Source organism: Pseudomonas sp. KH_046_1 (assembly GCF_057839025.1).
In genome coordinates, this window is sequence record NZ_CM174481.1 from 3500876 (window position 1) to 3517629 (window position 16754).

Annotated in this window: 21 protein-coding genes; 13 read left to right on the forward strand and 8 right to left on the reverse strand. The window is 55.9% G+C overall.

Annotated features, from left to right (window positions below):
- Positions 1-22: 22 nt before the first annotated feature.
- The 5 genes from AC3IT9_RS16130 to AC3IT9_RS16150 form a co-directional block, all read right to left on the reverse strand.
- The gene (locus AC3IT9_RS16130; protein WP_489270359.1) at positions 23-523 is read right to left on the reverse strand and encodes a hypothetical protein; all 501 of its coding nucleotides are present in this window, start codon (positions 521-523) and stop codon (positions 23-25) included.
- Positions 523-1305 carry an ATP-binding protein gene (locus AC3IT9_RS16135; protein ID WP_489270360.1) on the reverse strand — a complete coding sequence of 261 codons (783 nt, stop codon included), beginning with the start codon at positions 1303-1305 and terminating at the stop codon, positions 523-525. The genes AC3IT9_RS16130 and AC3IT9_RS16135 overlap by 1 nt, the downstream gene beginning before the upstream one ends.
- Positions 1286-2137: a hypothetical protein gene (locus AC3IT9_RS16140; RefSeq protein ID WP_224794525.1), complete on the reverse strand. Its 852-nt coding sequence runs from the start codon at positions 2135-2137 to the stop codon at positions 1286-1288. The genes AC3IT9_RS16135 and AC3IT9_RS16140 overlap by 20 nt, the downstream gene beginning before the upstream one ends.
- 122 nt (positions 2138-2259) lie before the next feature.
- Entirely contained in the window at positions 2260-2682 is a 423-nt protein-coding gene (locus tag AC3IT9_RS16145) for a phage regulatory CII family protein (protein ID WP_150755803.1), read from the reverse strand.
- Between the two features lie 59 nt (positions 2683-2741).
- On the reverse strand, positions 2742-2915 hold the full coding sequence (locus tag AC3IT9_RS16150; protein WP_150755804.1) for a Cro/CI family transcriptional regulator: 174 nt from the start codon (positions 2913-2915) through the stop codon (positions 2742-2744).
- 110 nt (positions 2916-3025) lie between these two features.
- On the opposite strand from AC3IT9_RS16150, the gene AC3IT9_RS16155 reads away from it, so the two are divergent.
- The 6 genes from AC3IT9_RS16155 (at position 3026) to AC3IT9_RS16180 (ending at position 5921) form a co-directional block, all read left to right on the forward strand.
- A complete protein-coding gene (locus AC3IT9_RS16155; protein WP_150755805.1) occupies positions 3026-3679 on the forward strand; it encodes a LexA family protein in 654 nt (217 codons plus the stop codon).
- Between the two features lie 218 nt (positions 3680-3897).
- Positions 3898-4146, forward strand: a complete 249-nt coding sequence (locus AC3IT9_RS16160; protein ID WP_150755806.1) for a DUF1654 domain-containing protein — start codon at positions 3898-3900, stop codon at positions 4144-4146.
- Positions 4147-4547: 401 nt separating this feature from the next.
- On the forward strand, positions 4548-4727 hold the full coding sequence (gene csrA / locus AC3IT9_RS16165; RefSeq protein WP_150755807.1) for a carbon storage regulator CsrA: 180 nt from the start codon (positions 4548-4550) through the stop codon (positions 4725-4727).
- A gap of 64 nt (positions 4728-4791) precedes the next feature.
- On the forward strand, positions 4792-5064 hold the full coding sequence (locus AC3IT9_RS16170) for a hypothetical protein (protein ID WP_489270361.1): 273 nt from the start codon (positions 4792-4794) through the stop codon (positions 5062-5064).
- Complete coding sequence (locus AC3IT9_RS16175; RefSeq protein WP_151213761.1) at positions 5061-5522, forward strand: hypothetical protein; 462 nt, start codon at positions 5061-5063, stop codon at positions 5520-5522. Before AC3IT9_RS16170 ends, AC3IT9_RS16175 begins: the two co-directional genes overlap by 4 nt.
- Positions 5523-5603: 81 nt before the next feature.
- Positions 5604-5921 (forward strand): hypothetical protein, encoded by a 318-nt coding sequence (locus AC3IT9_RS16180; RefSeq protein ID WP_151213762.1) that lies wholly within the window; start codon positions 5604-5606, stop codon positions 5919-5921.
- A gap of 3 nt (positions 5922-5924) precedes the next feature.
- Here the strand turns inward: AC3IT9_RS16180 and AC3IT9_RS16185 are convergent, their stop codons facing one another.
- The 3 genes from AC3IT9_RS16185 to AC3IT9_RS16195 form a co-directional block, all read right to left on the reverse strand.
- A complete protein-coding gene (locus AC3IT9_RS16185; RefSeq protein ID WP_151213763.1) occupies positions 5925-6362 on the reverse strand; it encodes a hypothetical protein in 438 nt (145 codons plus the stop codon).
- 329 nt (positions 6363-6691) lie between these two features.
- The gene (locus tag AC3IT9_RS16190) at positions 6692-6913 is read right to left on the reverse strand and encodes a hypothetical protein (protein WP_150755812.1); all 222 of its coding nucleotides are present in this window, start codon (positions 6911-6913) and stop codon (positions 6692-6694) included.
- A gap of 345 nt (positions 6914-7258) precedes the next feature.
- The gene (locus AC3IT9_RS16195; RefSeq protein WP_150755814.1) at positions 7259-7462 is read right to left on the reverse strand and encodes a hypothetical protein; all 204 of its coding nucleotides are present in this window, start codon (positions 7460-7462) and stop codon (positions 7259-7261) included.
- Positions 7463-7584: 122 nt separating this feature from the next.
- Here AC3IT9_RS16195 and AC3IT9_RS16200 point away from each other — a divergent pair, with 122 nt between their 5' ends.
- The 7 genes from AC3IT9_RS16200 (at position 7585) to gltS (ending at position 16614) form a co-directional block, all read left to right on the forward strand.
- Complete coding sequence (locus AC3IT9_RS16200; protein WP_151213764.1) at positions 7585-7839, forward strand: DUF4406 domain-containing protein; 255 nt, start codon at positions 7585-7587, stop codon at positions 7837-7839.
- A gap of 57 nt (positions 7840-7896) precedes the next feature.
- Positions 7897-8253, forward strand: a complete 357-nt coding sequence (locus AC3IT9_RS16205) for a hypothetical protein (protein ID WP_151213765.1) — start codon at positions 7897-7899, stop codon at positions 8251-8253.
- A gap of 764 nt (positions 8254-9017) precedes the next feature.
- Positions 9018-9260: a DUF4224 domain-containing protein gene (locus AC3IT9_RS16210; protein ID WP_150756586.1), complete on the forward strand. Its 243-nt coding sequence runs from the start codon at positions 9018-9020 to the stop codon at positions 9258-9260.
- Between the two features lies 1 nt (position 9261).
- Entirely contained in the window at positions 9262-10311 is a 1050-nt protein-coding gene (locus AC3IT9_RS16215; RefSeq protein ID WP_150756587.1) for a tyrosine-type recombinase/integrase, read from the forward strand.
- 674 nt (positions 10312-10985) lie between these two features.
- Positions 10986-14312 (forward strand): Ig-like domain-containing protein, encoded by a 3327-nt coding sequence (locus tag AC3IT9_RS16220; protein WP_489273522.1) that lies wholly within the window; start codon positions 10986-10988, stop codon positions 14310-14312.
- 301 nt (positions 14313-14613) lie between these two features.
- Positions 14614-15174 carry a lipid-binding SYLF domain-containing protein gene (locus tag AC3IT9_RS16225; RefSeq protein WP_150723586.1) on the forward strand — a complete coding sequence of 187 codons (561 nt, stop codon included), beginning with the start codon at positions 14614-14616 and terminating at the stop codon, positions 15172-15174.
- Positions 15175-15399: 225 nt separating this feature from the next.
- Positions 15400-16614, forward strand: coding sequence for a sodium/glutamate symporter (gltS, locus tag AC3IT9_RS16230; protein ID WP_489270362.1), 1215 nt, complete (start codon positions 15400-15402; stop codon positions 16612-16614).
- The last annotated feature ends 140 nt before the right edge of the window (positions 16615-16754 follow it).

The following is a 16754-nucleotide window of genomic DNA, read 5'->3' on the forward strand; positions in this document are numbered from 1 at the left end:
CTGATCCCCATGCGCTTGCCCATTAACCCCCCTTCAGCAGAGATTGCAGAAGCTTGAATTTGTCGAGTGCTTCAGCATTGGTCTCACGCTCTGCCTCGACGGAAAGAGCCACTTCCTCAATGCGCGCCGCCAGTTTTTTCATGCGCTGTCCGACCTCCTCGGCAAAGCTGATTACCTCACTGGACAGCACCGCCAAAGTATCCAGAGCACTGGCATCGGTTTTCTTGATGGTCATAACGGCCGGCTGAGTTTCTATTGACATGCCCTGCTCTCTCGGGGATTTGGTGGTGATGGCGGTACGCTGGAAGTGACCGTTAACGGGTTCGCGAATGAGACCTGCCTCCTTCAACTCGCCCAGGCCGCGACGGACGGCCGGGAACTGGGCGGCCGTGGCTTCGGCAGCTACCAACGAATTAAAAATATCGTGGGCACTCCAACGCTCCTGAATTGGCACGACCCGGAACACTTTACGGGCGAGCGACGATTGCCCGGCGAGCACGTTTTGTTGCTTGGCGGCGTTCATCAGAAGCCCTCCTTACCACGCTGAGATTCCCACTCGAATGGCACGCCAATGCAGCCGTTTTCGCGAATGCGGTCGACACAGCGCGCACCAATGGCGTCGTTCAATTCGGCGGGAGACAGGTTGCTGACGATGATCGTCGGACGGCATTGCTCGTAACGACCGTTGATGATGCTGAACAGGGTGGCCAGCTCGAACTCGCTCTGCTTGGTCGCGCCGACCTCATCTAGCACCAGCAGGTCCGCGCCGATCACTTCACGCAAGATGTGCGCCTCGGACTCGCCTGAGCGATCATTGAACGTCGCCCGGATCTCGCCGATGAGCGTGCCCACCGTGCGGTAAATCGCCTTGACCATGCATTCGTTGATCAGGTGGTTGGCCGAGGCAATAGCCAGGTGGGTCTTACCGGTGCCGACCTTACCCAACAGCAACATGCAGCGACCTTCCCGGCGATGCTTCGAAAAGTTGTCGACGTAGTCGGTGCACGCATCTAGGGCAATCTGCTGGGCCGGATGCGACACGACGAAATCGGCGAATGTCTTTGCCGCGAAACGCTTCGGAATCCGGGCGCTTGATTGCTGAACTATCCGAAACTGACAGCGCTTGTGCTCGAGCTCTTGCATGTCGCGCTTGTTGCTTGCGCAGATGGGACACCCAGACAGGTTGCCACCCTTGAGGATGACCGCCGAGTATTCACCATGATCGAAGCAGCTCGCTGGCTGACGGCCGATGACGCCGAATTTGCGGTCCATGTGAGCGCCGAAGTTAGAGACGGAAGGTGCCATTGGCGTTCTCCTTGGTGCCGGCCTTGTAATCGCGAGTGTCAAAGCCGGAATGGCGACTGGTCGGAAGTGGCGCGGGGATGACTGCTTTGTCGGGGAAGATCCCCGTCCATCCGTTGCTGATCGAAAGGGCCAGAACGGAATCGGGGGCTGGATGGCTCGCCAAGGCCTTGGCCTGTTGTTCGCAGCTTTTGGCGGTGAGGGGTTTGTGGATTTCCTTGCGGTGCTGGCACCAGTCGCCCCAAACCTCGACGCTGACGTTTTCCGGCTTGGCGGTCAGCGGGTCGAATTTTGACGATTTGCCTGGCGCGTTAGCGCCCTGATTTTCCTGATTACTGGTTACCTGATTGGTACCCTGATTACTGGTACCCTGATTTGTCGGAAATTTTTCCGACCCTCCTCGGATTTTTTTCCGACCCTGTTCGGATATTTTTCCGACCTTGCTCGGAGATTTTTCCGAGGTAGATCGGATTTTTTTCCGACCCTCAAACGCCTCAGAGGCCGGATATTTTTCCGACCCGTCCAACTTGCGATTCCACTCTTTGGCCTTTTCGGTCAAACGAAACAAACTGATGTTGGAAGTGTGGGATAGCTCGATCAGCCCGGCGGTCTCGAGCCCTTTGAGAAGTCGGTACGCTGTATCTGGTTTGTCGGTGAGCAAGGGCAATTCCTCCACGATCTTTGCCTTGCTCAAGGCAAAGAAAATCCCGTTATCGGTCTTGATTGGCCTTGCCCAGCTAGGACACTCGTAGACAAACGAAAACAGCAGCGCTTGCTGGGAGTTCAACCCCCACTCCAATGCTTTCACTTGGTTGATAGCGATGGTGTACTGCATAGCAATCTCACTCCTGCTTGAGGAGTTTGTGAAATAGATGTCCGGTGCATCCGTGGTGATTTCTGGGTACCAACAAAAAGCCCCGAGAAGACCGGATATGAAAATCGGTGGCGCGGTTATGGTCAGGCAGCATTTAACGACACGCGGAGAACCTGCAGCGCGTCAATTGCCTCGAGGATTGCTTTATCGCCTTGGGCCTTTTCGTGCTGACTGATGTGGTTGTCTTCGGCAGCATCGAAGATCAGTCGGCCAACATCTCCGCATTCAGCAGAAAGATGCCCCAGCGCAACCATCAGTGGTTTGGCCGGCGGCTTCTCGCGGGGCACCAGGTCAAAGCAGAACTCGTCGGCCAGCGCAGCAAGTGGCCGCATGTCGCCCGAATGCAGCAACAGCGCGTAAAGGTGTTTAACGTTCATCCAGTGGCCGTCGTCGTCTGGATTCGCTCGCTGAAGCAGGCTTACAGGTGGCATATTCATTAGCGTCGCAAGCTTCTTTGTATCAGCGTCCTTGACTACGTCGTGACAGGCCCTAAAGAAACCTTCCATTCGTAAATCCTCAGATTTTTTTCCGTAGCGATTTGCCAGCAGAATGGTAAAAATTCGTCTCACCGAACGGTTCGAGCGGCTTTAAACTTTCCTTTAGAAAGAACCTGAATTTGGTACTGACGAGACTCCGGGATTGTTTCCCCCCACATCGTCACGGCGCTTGGGTGAATACCTAACGCCACTGCTAATTTTTTCTTGCTGCCGAAATGTTCAGCAACCTCACGCGTATTCATTGCGTATTCCTCGTTCAAGCACGCCGCAATTTCAGCATGCTGAAGTTAAGTCGTCAACGAAGATTTCAGTGCTCTGCATACTTAAATTCAGCTAACTTAATATTGGCGTCATGGACAGACACGAACGTATTGCCCGAGCCATCGCGCTCAGCGGGAAAAAAAAAGGCGAAATCGCTTCCCTATGTGGGGTTGCGAACTCCGCTGTGACTCAGTGGATTTCAGGAGAAAGTAAAAGTCTGCGCCCAGAAAATCTTTATGCGTTAGCTAAGGCGACTGGGTTCCGCGCTGAATGGCTCGCTATCGGTGAAGGCGAAGAAACGGAGCTTTCCGATTCGAACGTGAAGGATATTCGTCAACCGGTAGAGTCGTTTCGATACCCGGTAATCAGCTGGGTCGCCGCTGGTGCATGGGCGGAAGCAATCGAGCCCTTCCCTCCTGGGTTTTCAGATCGATACGAGCTATCGGACTACAACTCAAAGGGCCCGGCTTTCTGGCTTGAGGTGAAGGGCGACTCGATGACATCTCCGGTCGGAACAAGCATTACTGAAGGAACGCTGATCCTGGTAGATACCGAGGCTGACGTTCAGTCCGGAAAACTAGTAGTGGCCAAATTGGCTGACAGTGACCAGGCCACCTTCAAGAAGCTTGTGGATGACGGCGGTCGACGTTACTTAAAGCCCTTGAACCCTGCCTACCCTACAGAGATGTGTGCAGAGAACTGCCGAATCGTCGGAGTCGTGGTTAGGGCGCTACAAAAGCTATAGGACATTGGCAGGCTGTCTTGTCTGCCTTGAGAGAGCCCGCCATGCGCGGGCTTTTTCGTCTTCAGTCCACTCAAGTCTTTAACTTTTCTTAAGTCCGCGGCATGCATTTCCCTGCTTTGAACAAAAACTTTTGCAGCTAGCCGAAATGGACTATCTAAACCCGCCATTTATTTGACACTTTATGGGCGTTTCCAAACGATAAAACTAAGGATCATCGTATGCACCGCCCTCCTCCTTCAAACTCAACTGAGACCTCATTTGAGCTTATACGCCGACGAATCCAACGCCTGATCTCTGCACCGCATGCGCAGAAAACCCAATCCATAGTAATCACCCAGTCAGATGAAGAATCTGCCGATGCGTGGCTGCAAATTCTTCATGAAATTGAAGAAACCGATGGGGTCAGAATGGAGCGACTTGAAAGCGGCGCTGTCAGGATTGGATGGCGGCAGTACTGCGAATCATGAATTGAGCCCGCCACTGAGCGGGCTTTTTGTTAGTCATTCATTTCAGAATACTGAATTATTAGTTCAGCATGCTTGACTCTTTAATTTCAGCTTGCTTAAATTAACTCAAGCCAAAGCGACACAGGCGAGCAGCGAAAGCCGCGCCACTCTTTAACAATCAGCGCAACAAACAACAGACCGCATTGCCTCTACCGGCGACCGGCAAGCAGACAGGCCCGAAAGCCTGCCAACGACAGGAACAACCTGGGCGGCTGCTCGATGGTGAACCCCAGAACCGTGTGAATGACCCGGCAAGCAATGCGCCCCGCCCCTCCGGCGGCAATTGGATGGACAGCATCACTGCTGCACCTTGGTGACAGGGTGCATCGGGATGTAAACCAACTCACGCAAGGAAATGGACAATGCTGATTTTGACTCGTAAAGCAGGCGAAAGCATCAACATAGGCAACGACATCACAATCACCGTGCTGGGTGTGAGCGGCCAACAAGTACGCATCGGGACAAGCGCGCCCAAGGAAGTCGCAGTGCATCGAGAGGAGATCACCCAGCGCATTCAAGCGGGCCTGTCCAAACCCCGGTAATTAATCAACTCGCAGGTAGGCGGAGTGCTGACGAATACACGCAACCTACTCCGAGGGATCAGCTATGCATCCATCATTTATAGAGCGCTTCGATGAACTCGGTGTGCTACTGGAAAAAGCCAAGGCTGCACAAGCCGTGCTATGTGGGCGCCCTGATCGGCAAGAGCCATCCAAACCGGTGCGCTTTCAAGTCAACGGGAAAAGTATCGGCATGTACCAGATTAAAGACCGCACCACCGGCAAGACTCGCGCCTTCCGTGACGACTACAAGGCCGCTCACGAACTCGCCATGCAGTTTGAAGCAAAGGCCAATCGCCAGATTGCGGTGACGCTATGAAAAAGCGAAAGCCCAACAACATGCGTACCCGGATAGAGCGAGCGAGCCGGGCACTGCTCAATGCCAATCACGTCGCGGTGGTCCACATCGACCCCAGCGGACGCCAAGGGATGATCAACAGGAAGAGCTGCAAGAGCATCCCGCCAGGACCACGCATGGCCGAAGCAGTCTGCGACTTCCCCCACCGTTGGACGATCTATCTCAGCGTCCAGTGTCGCGATCAACGAGGGCACCGCTACACTAAATCAGTAGAGGTTGCTCCCCAAGGCAACTATCTGGCCGCGCACCTCGAAGACGTGATCGAGGAAACCTACAAAGACTTGGTCGCCGAGAGCAATCCGAATCATCGGGTCGCTTCGGGCTGGATCGCCATCCCCGCCGAGATATCGCTGACTGAAGAGCAGGCCGCACGGGTGTTCGACGCCGTGGGTGTCTGGAGTCAACAGAGGGCAGCATGAGACGAATAAGCAACCAGGTGCGCCAGCGCCGACGCCAGACATGGCTGGATCTACCAGCCCAAAGAATTGAAGAGACAGGCTATGGCCACGGATATTCAGCGGAACAAGCGCGCCAAGGAGAAAGCCTTGCTGGACCGGATCGGCGCCGAGAAACGGTCGCTAATTGTGTCGAAGGCGCTGGCAGATGCACTCCAAGTGCTGGGCGCGCGCCACGACTTCGAGGAGTGGCAGGAGACGGTGTCAACCTTCATTCTTAACCTAGCAGCGGCTCCCACCGAGGAGTCCGCCCGATTCGCCAACATGTCGCGACACGAAATCACGATCAGCGAAAACGTGTCGCGAAAATTGGAACGGGCATACAGGCACGACGAGTTACGCGGCTGCAGCGATGACACCTGACGGTTATTCAGCATCGACTGGAGTGGGCGCCTCAATCACAGCGTGCATGATTGTGGTGAATATTTGGTAGCTGTAGTGATCATCTTGCGGATATACGAGAACCGATCCATCGCTGCTTAAAATCGCTCCATCACGACGAACGCTAAATCGACCCAATTCCGATTTTGAACCTCCGACCTGGCGCAAGAACAATACAGCTTCTGCCAGCCCAGCTTTATGCAGGGAGATTGGGTTGATCTCGATGGAGAACTGTTTACCCAATACTTCTCCCTCGATGCTGCGCTCCTTCGCAGCTATTGAAGTCATACCTGCGAAATGCTTCATCGACAAATCTTGCCAATGCTCAACGAGGTCGAGCAACTCAGAAGAAGCACGAGCCCAGTCCCCTTTGACTGTGGTGATGTAACTGAGGAAATCGTTTGGGTCTCTTGTGAAATCCATTGCACATGCTCCGATTGAGTCCGTTATCGGACGAATTAAGACCATGCCTTTGTAGACCATTCAACATTATTTCGCTACTACGCTGCGCATCCGGTCACGGAGGGCGGCGCCTGATTGCTGAGATGTGGCTGACAGGTACTGGGCGAGCGCCACAGGTTCAACGAAGGGCAGGAGACTGTGTCAACGCTCCTGATCACCCTCGCTACCGTGCCTGCCGAAGAGTCCGCCTGCTTTGCGACCATGTCGCGATCTGAAATAGTCGTTAAGGAAAAGTGGTCGCGTCAGCTCGAAGAGTTCGCCAGGACGGGTATTGAAGCCTGAAACTTCAGTTACTGCGGGGGCATGGTGTCCAATGCCTGCGCATGAGCAACAATCATCACCTGAAGGGCGTTTGACACATGCGGATGCCCAACCCAGCGGTATGAAGCATTTCCAAGTAAGCCGGCTGCCGCGTTGTCCATCAGGCTTTTGACATCAAGCCCGCTGGCGATGGCCGCTCCAATAATTGCTACAAGCGCTTGCTCAAGTGCAATTTCGCGATCAGTGACCATTTCATCTCCTTGACCCGGCTCCATGCCGGCCCTAGAGATAAATAGCTCACAGGCGATCAAAATGCCACTACACCTTGTCGCATCCGGACACGGAGGGCGGTGCCTGATTGCTGAATTGTGGCTGACAGGTGCTAGGCGAGCGCCACAGGCTCAAGGAATGGCAGGAGACTGTATCAACGCTCCTGATCACCCTTGCAACCGTGCCTGCCGAAGAGTCCGCCCGCTTTGCGAGCATGTGGCAACCTGAAATCGTCGTTAAGGAAAAGTGGTCGCGACAGTTTGAAGAGTCTGCCAAGACCGGTGTCGAAATCTGACGGTCTAGTTATTGCACTGGTGCAGTGCCCACTACTTGACTTGATCATATGCATCAATCATCACTTTAATGGCGTTTGATACATGCGGATGTTCAACCCAGCGGTATGAAGCATCTCCAAGTAAGCCGGCTGTCGCGTTGTCAATCAGGCTTTTTACATCAAGCCCGCTGTCGATGGCCGCTCCAATAATTGCTACAAGCGCCTGCTCAAGTGCAATTTCGCGATCACTGACCATTCCAACTCCTTGAACCGACCCCATGCCGGCCTGAAAGATTAATAGCTCACCCACAATAAAAGTACCACCCCCTGTCGCATCCGGTCACGGAGGGCGGCGCTGGTACCACGGTGGTAGTCGCCATGCAGGAGGGTCGCCGGTCGGTGCCGTGCGAACTCAACCCGGGCTGCGGAACCTGGAACGATTGCATGCGCCGCGACATCGCAGCCCTGATGAACTGCGACACCTTGGCAACGCTCCCTGGCTGGGAGCATTCGAAAGGTGCAGGACTGGAAGTGCTGATCGCCGGCTGCCTCAGCATGACGGTTGTGAAGGCCCATGATCTGGTATCGATGGAGACCATCAACCTCACCTTTTGTCGCAAGTCGATTGACTGACAGGGACCTTTGGAGCCCAGTAATCAGCTGGCTAAACCTGATCAGAAGAGAAACACCATGTCGAAGATAACGGTGATATCCGGTGACTTTCTGGCCGGTGATGCTGAATTTCAATCTGGACTGTTCATTTTAAAATCCGCAGTAAAACCTTCTCTTGAAATAAAGATACCCATTTCAAAACTAGAGACTTTAGAAACAGCAACCGAGGAAATAGTTAATAAGAAAGGGAGCGCTATTCGATGGAGTCTGGCTGGAGCATTGCTTTTAGGTCCGGTTGGACTAGTTGCGGGCTGGTGGCTATGTGATAAAGAAAAGGAAATAACTTTCTACGCAAAATTCAAAGATGGCCGCAGCCTTCTTGCCACAACTGATATCAACACTTACTCCAAACTCTCTGCCTCTCCCCACAAGTAACACCACTTTCCCCTTCAAAGTCAGCCGCTATAGCGGCAAGGACGAAGTCATGCCTGAAGAAATCGTTTTGATCCAGCCAGCCCCTGTCGTCCACGATAAGAATGGCAAGCCCCGGCATAGGACGCCCCATGCCCACAGAAAACCAAACCTGTCGCGCCGACATAGGATGAGCGCACGACGGTGATGAAGCGGGTCATCACCGCCATGCAGCATGCACTTCGCCAGATCGAAGCAAGAACTTCTATCTAATCTGAAGTTACCGACTTTCTAGAACGATTCCGCAGGCTGGTAGATCTCTCTTCTGCATCCCGATGTAGTAAGGAAACGTTGTAATCGTAGGTCGATATCAATGGCACAGGCTCCTCATTCCGGGACATATCAAGCCATCGCCTTGTGCGTTCGATGTCGAAGGATTTCTTCTTGAACTTCATCTTCGCAACAAGGTTCGCTGAAACTCTGAAGTGTCCACAACCAGCTGAGCATTTGATCTCTGACCAGTCTCCAGGCGCTTGAACAATCCTGGCGGCAGCCTGACAGATTAAGCACTTCATATTCGATCTCCATATCAGTGACCCATCAATTGTAGCCGATCACCGGCGAAGGACATCCCCATGCCCACAGAAAACCGATTCACCCGGTTTCACCCGGACCCGCAAGACGCTGATTAGCTTCAGCGCAACTGCCGCCGACTTGGCGCCTTCAACAAACGAACTGCCACCTCCACTCACCCACCTTCTGCCGCCCCCCGCGGCATGGAGCATCACATGGAATCCGAAATTCTTTCGGACGAAGAACTGGCGATTATCACCGGCTACAAGGCCAGGGCTTCCCAGCGACGCTGGCTGATCGACCACCAATGGGTCTTCATCGAAAGCCGAGGCAAGCGCCCGTTGGTTGGTCGGCACTATGTCCGCATGAAGTTGGGCATGGTGTCACCTACCGCTCTCAACCCGCCCTCCACTCCCGCGGCGCCAGCATGGACGCCAGACTTCTCACGAGTGAACTGATATGCGCCCCCGCAATGCCGAAACACGCAACTTACCGCCAAGGATGTATCAGTGGACACGTCCCCGGAAAAGCGGAAAAACCTGGATTGCTTACTACTACTTGGATATGTCGGGAAAGGCGATACCGCTAGGCAAAGACTTGGACAAGGCCAGGGTCAAATGGGCTGAACTCGAAGCCAAGGAGGCGCCTCTTGATCTTCGAACCATGAAGGGCATCTTTGATAGGTATATTCGCGATATTGTCCCCAAAAAAGCAGCACGCACCCAGAAGGACAACCTGTCAGAGATTAAGCAACTGCGACCAATGTTCGACAGCGCACCTATCGATGCCATAACACCTGCAGCAATTGCCGGTTACAGGGATGCACGCTCGGCAAAAGTGCGGGCAAATCGCGAAATCGCCACCCTCTCCCACGTATTCAACATGGCACGAGAATGGGGTCTAACCACAAAGGAAAACCCGTGCCAAGGAGTCCGTAAAAACAAGGAAACCCCGCGCGATTACTACGCAAACGATGCGGTCTGGAAGGCGGTGTACCAGAAGGCAGGTCAAGAGCTGAAAGATGCCATGGACCTGGCTTACCTGACCGGTCAACGGCCAGCGGACGTATTAGTAATGCGCAAGGATGACATCGAGGGAGGATTCCTGATGGTTCAGCAAAACAAAACCAGTAAAAAACTTCGAATACAGACTACCACTGATGGATCTGCAAACAGCCTGGGCTTGCTGATCGCCCAGATCGCCAAGCGTAATGCGCAGCATCTGTCGAGTTATCTGATAGTTAGTCAAAGAGGAAAACGGATGACCGCTACCATGCTGCGTAAGCGATGGGATGAGGCAAGAGAGAAGGCGAAGCAGGCGGCACTTGATAATAGTGACAAGCAATTAGCGAGCCGGATCGCAGAGTTTCAATTCCGAGACATCCGACCTAAAGCAGCATCAGAGATCACGGATATTGGTGAGGCCAGCTTGCTGCTAGGACATACCAAAGGCGACATTACCGAGCGCGTTTACCGTCGTGTCGGCGCCATTGCTAAGCCCTCAAAATAGCCCAAAAAGTGTTACAAAACCCGAATACCACCCCTTGTAAAACGCGGCCTGTAGAGGTGGCAAAAAAAATTCGTATTAGAACGAAAAGGAGCTGCACACCGCAGAATAAAGGGACTTGCATATCGGACTTGAAAACCGTCGACTGTAACAGGTCCATGAGTTCGAATCCCATCGCCTCCGCCATCTTTATACGACAAAGCCCTGATTATTCAGGGCTTTGTCGTTTCTGGGGTTTGGTAAAAAGCCCCAGCCCACACTTCAGCCTACACCCTGGATGGAGTCCTGCTTTTCGAGCAGCGGCCAGTTTTTCGAATGGTCTCTTTGTCCCTACCAAAAACGGTCGGTGAAACAGTCGCTACTCTCTCCATAAATGGGGCACTACACCCACTCAACCGGGCATTTACCACCTAAGTTGAGGAATATTCCCCACTCTCCCCCTACTCCCACCTGTAACATTCAGAAACAAATTGCTAATTAATTTGAACTTTTTCTTCCCACCATGGTAGTGGCCCATTAGTTGCACCACCCCCTGATACCCGCAACAGCTGTCGTCCCGGACATCATGGAGACGGCGGGGCTTGCCAGCTTCGGCATGACGCAAGGGGTGGAAAATGAAACGCGCGACGCTACCATGCAGCTCCATCGCCTTGCTGCGCAGGTCACTGCCCTATGCGATGCTTCTTACCCTAACCACCGTCAATGCCGTACCGCTGGATGATTTCGGCCCGCCACCACCGACGGACCCCTCGGCGTTTAGCACCCCGCCGGCCGATCTCGATGCCGCGGCGGATGCCTTACGGGCCATGCCACCCGTCAACCAGGGCGCCATCGCCCTGCCCAATGGCGTTTTTGGCACCCGCACCACGCCAACGGCCGACAACGTGCTGCCGCCAGCCCTGCAGACATCCTTCAAAATCCCCACCAATGGCAAGCCCAGCCCCTTGTTCGGGGCCCAGCCGTACACTCAGCAACTGCTGCTGTTCGAAGAATTCGGCACGGAAAAACTCGACCCGACACTGCCGGCACCGCCTCTGACCTTCCCGGTTCCGCTCGTCGGCCCGGCGCCCACGCAGGACCCGAACAACATTGCCCGCAGCGGCCCTTCGCCCACGGCGCTGGTAGCCTTCATGCGCCAGCCGGGGCTGTTCCCGTTTCCGTCGCAATTTTCCAACGTGCTGGACCGCAACCCGTGGAAAGCGCAGATCGAAGCCTTCCTCAACCGCCATCCGGTCGGCTCGCCGGCCGAAGGTCGTCCACCAGGAAAAGGCTGGTCGCATCAGCGCTGGAACGAGTTTTACCCACAGGTCGGCTTCAAAACCGCTCAAGCGGGCGCCCAGCTCAACAGCGGCATGCGCGACCGCCGACAGTTGCACAACTACGCCGTCGGTGAGTTCGGGCCTGGCGGGCTCTACAACCAGACCTCGAACACCCCGGTCATTGCGGGCACCACCAAAGGCATAAATGTTCGTTTTCACCCCAACATGCCGATTCAGAACCACAAGGCGCTCTGGACCTTCGACGGCACCTTTCCGCCAAAATTGTTGATGGTGCGGTACGGTCAAGCCGCGCTGATGCGCCACTACAACGCCCTGCCGATCGATCCGTCGGCCAACATGGGATTTGGCCTGCACACCCTCACCACCCACGAACACAACGGCCATTCTCCGGCCGAAAGCGATGGCTTTTCCGGTGCGTTTTTCTTTCCGGGACAGTACTACGACTATCGCTGGCCGATACAACTGGCCGGTTACGACACCATCAACACCAGCGCTCAGGATCCGCGTGCAGCGTTCCCCTGCGCCCCGGGCGAAACCCTGTTCGTCAACGATGCCACTCCGGGCCTGAAGACGTGCAACAACGGCAGCATCAAGATCCGTGGCGACTGGCGCGAAACCATGAGCACCCACTGGTTCCATGACCACATGGTCGATTTCACCGCGCAGAACGTCTACAAGGGCAACGCGGTGATGATGAATTACTACAGCGCCCTGGATCGCGGTAACGAAGCCTTAGAAGACGGCGTCAACCTGCGCCTGCCCAGCGGTTCGGCATTGCCCTGGGGCAACCGCGACTACGATGTGAACCTGATGATTGCCGACAAGGCCTGGGATCAGAACGGCCAGCTGTGGTTCAACCCGTTCAACACCGATGGTTTTCTCGGCGATCAGGTCCTGGTCAACTGGCAGTACCAGCCGCGCCTGAATGTGCGGGCGCGCAGCTATCGCTTCCGCATCCTCAATGGCTCGGTGTCGCGCTACTTCAGGTTCGCGCTGGTGCGTGAAGTCGCCGGTACCGGCGGCGAATTCCCCGGCCCGGCCGGTTCCGGCCTGTCCTATAGCCGCGTGCCGTTCCACTTGATCGCCAACGACGGCAACCTTATGGAATATGCCGTGCCGTTCGACGGCAGCATGGACCTGGAAGGTAACGGCGACATGCAGAACCACAACGCCATCCTGCCGACCATGGGCATCGCCGAGCGTTACGACATCATCGTCAACTTCGCGAAAAACGGGATCAACACCGGCGACAAGCTGTACTTCGTCAACCTGATGGAGCACCACGACGGCAAGGGGCCGGAGGCTACAGTGCTGAGCCTGGCCGATGTCCTGTCCGGGACGTACAAGGCGGTGCTCAAGCTGGGCAGCAAAGGGCTGGAATGGGACGGCGGCGACCCGGCGGTGGGCAAGTTCCTGCAGCTGGTGGTCCAGCCTTATGCTGGCCAGGACGTGAGCATGAACCCCGCCGACTACGAACCCGCCAAACCGGGCAAACCGGCCAGCAAGACCATGATCCCGTTGACCCTCAACCGCGACGATCCGGTGGTGCAGGCCAAGCTCAAGGTGGCGCGGCATCGCGAGTTCATCTTCGGCCGCTCCGACGGCACCGACGAAGCACCCTGGACGATCAAGACCGACGGTGGTCAATTCGGCTTCCCCATGGACCCTCGAATCATCAGCGCCGCCCCGCAACTGGCCAACGGCCCGACCCCTGCCGGGTTCTCCGGCGACGGCACCCTTGAGGTGTGGAAAATCAAGAGCGGCGGCAATGGCTGGAACCACCCGGTGCACGTGCACTTCGAAGAGGGGATCGTCCTCCACCGCGATGGCAACCCGCCGCCGGAATGGGAGAAATGGGCGCGCAAGGACGTCTATCGCATCGGCGATGGCATCGACAGCTCGGTGGATGTGGAAATGGCGATCCGCTTCCGGGAATTCGCCGGGACTTACATGGAGCACTGCCACAACACCCAGCACGAGGACACGTCCATGTTGCTGCGCTGGGATATCGAGCACCCCGGCCAGTTCCAGTTGATGCCAGCTCCCCTGCCCGGCTGGGACGGCGTCACCTACGTCAATTCCTCCGCGTTGCCGACCTTCCGCACTGGCGATACCCGTACCAATAACGAAGGCGATAACCAAAAACCGATCGCCAACCCCGACAGCGCCGTCAGCAACAACGGCCAACCGGTGATCATCAACGTGCTGGCCAACGACACCGACCCTGACGGTAACGTGCCACTTAAAGTGGTGGGCCTGGAGCAACCGGACTCCGGCAAGGGCGTGGTCAGCACCGACGGTCTGCGCGTGACCTACACACCACCGGCCACGGTCCCCGCGCCGTTCACCGCGACCTTTTCCTATAGCGCCAGCGATGCCAAGGACGCGGAGTCGGCACCGGCGACGGTGTCCGTAGCGGTCTCGGCAGCGGTCAACGAGAGCCTGATCGTCACCAGCGCCACCGTCACCGCCCGCAGCAACAGCCGCTGGTATTGGGTCCTGTCCGGCACCACCTCGCGTGGCACGGGCAATACCATCACGGCGACGGCCACGACCACAACCGGTACGGTGAACCTTGGCGCCGCCGTCCTGACGACTACGGCTACAGGCGCGCGCTGGAATATAGCAGTGACGACCGCCGGCAGTGGCCCGTCGCCGAGCCCGACGGCGACCATCAAATCGGCCTTCGGCAAAACCGTGACAGTACCGATAAAGGCGAACTGAGTTAAAACCTGGCTTTAGCAATGAGGGCTTCATTGAGCCCTCTTGCTACAAGCCCCCCCACTTCAGCCCAGACCCTGGATAAACCCCGTGCAACGGGAAACCATCGGCCAGAAGCAGTAGTGACAACGAACCCGTCCATTACGCAACGGTCATAACAGCTGAAGGCAGCGCAAATTCACGAGCGATGCCTGCAATTCACACATTTCAGGGTGCGCCGGATAACCTCAGTGGGTTCGGTTCCTGCATGACACAGGCACTTGCCGCTGTGCTCATCCCCCTGCTCCCTCAGCGGAGTACGCAAATGACTCAATCAATGCGCTTCTTCCTCTCGTTCTTCCTCGCGATTGCAACATTGGCATCGGCTGGATTCCTGAACAATGCCGCAGCGGCCACTGCCGAGGATCTGAATGCCGACGCTCGACAAGCGTTGCAGACGCTCTACAAGACCAATCCATTCTCCGAAACCATCTCGCACCAAGCCAAGGCTGTGCTGGTCTTCCCGAACATCATCAAGGCGGGACTTGTGTTCGGCGGTAGCTATGGCGAAGGCGTTTTAATGAAGGGCACGAAAGTCGAGAACTACTACAACTCCGTCAGCGGCTCATGGGGGCTGCAGGCTGGCGCCCAGTCGTACGGCTATGTGGTTTTCCTGATGACCGATAAAGCCGTGGACTATGTCGCCAAAACCAAGGGCTGGGAAATCGGTGTAGGGCCAACAGTCGTGTTTGTGGATGAAGGGGTTGCGAAGAACCTGTCCAGCTCGACGCTGAAAGACGACGCCTACGCATTCATCTTCGACCAGCAAGGATTAATGGCGGGGGTCAGTATCGAGGGAACGAAGATTTCTCTGATCAAGCGCTGAAGTCACCGTCTGACTGGCCATCGGGAGCGAGATGGCAGCCTGTGCCAACCCGGATGGGTTTTCCCGTTTAGGCTAGGCTGTCCTCACTCCTGGCGCACAGACGCACCTGATGATTGGGAAGCCATCTGGATGAGCAAGGCTGTTTCGACCGTTCATTGATTCAGGTCTAAACATTGAATGAGCGAATCCTGATAATGATTTTCCAGTTTTTTAGGTAGGCCTTAAATGACTTCACAGCTCTTCCAGGTTCACGGCCTCGTGAGTTTTACCCTCGCCATCCTCCTGCTTTTTCTCGGCAAGACCCTCGTCCAGCACAACACCTTTCTGCGTCAATACTGTATCCCCGAATCGGTGGTCGGCGGTTTCGTCTGTGCAGCGGTTACGTCCCTGCTTTACTTCGGCCTGAATATCCAGATCGAGTTCGATCTGCAAGTTCGCGACACCCTGCTGCTCTATTTCTTTGCCGGCATTGGCTTGAAATCGGACATGCGCCAACTGCTCAAGGGTGGGCGCCCGCTGCTGATCCTGCTGTTACTCGCCGCTGTGTTCATTCTGCTGCAGAACTCGCTGGGCATGGGTGTGGCCCAGGCGTTTGGGCTTGATCCCAAGGCGGGCTTGATGGTGGGCTCCATTTCCCTCACAGGTGGGGTGGGCACCACCCTGGCCTGGGCACCGCTCTTCGTCGAAAGACTGGGCATCGGTAACGCCCACGAACTGGGCATCGCCAGCAACACCGTCGGCCTGATTGCCGCGTGTGTCATCGGCGGCCCTATCGCCAACCAGCTGATTCGCCGTTATCAACTGACGCCGTCCAGGGATGCGGAACTGGAAGTCGGCATTCTCGAGCAACAACCGGGCAAGGCGCTGGACTATTACGACGTGCTCTGGGCCTGGATGTGGCTCAATCTGACCCTGATGCTCGGCTATGGACTCAACCTGCTGCTGGTCGATGCCGGCATCACCCTGCCCAAGTTTGTCAGCTGCCTGTTCGCGGGCATCGTCATCCACCACCTCGTTCTGGCCTTTGTCGGTGATCAACGACTGAAAACCTGGAGCGGTGCCAGCCTGGGTCTGTCGCTGATCTCCGATATCTGTCTGGGCATGTTTTTGACCATGGCCCTGATGGGGCTTCAGCTATGGCAGCTCAGCGGCGCGTTGATGTTCATTCTGTGCGCATTGACCCTGCAAATCCTGCTGACGGTCGCCTATACGTATTTCGTGGTCTTCCGCTGTATGGGACGCAATTACGAAGCCAGCGTGATTGCTTCCGGATTCGGCGGGATTGCCCTCGGTTCCACGGCGACGGCCATCGTCAACATGTCGACCGTGACGCAAAAATACGGCGCGGCGCACCAGGCCTTCCTGATCGTGCCGCTGGTGTGCGGCTTTTTCATTGACCTGGTCAATGCCGTGATCATCAGCATGTTCAGTGGTCTATAGCGACCTCACCCCGACTCTCGGACGGCCAGACAGACTGAAGAAAGGAAAGCAGACGAAAGGAGCAGCAGGATCGGTGCCGCAAGGATAGGCTCAGAGAAAGAGTGTGCCCCAGCCCTGATCTGGCCAGGTACGATCTCAAA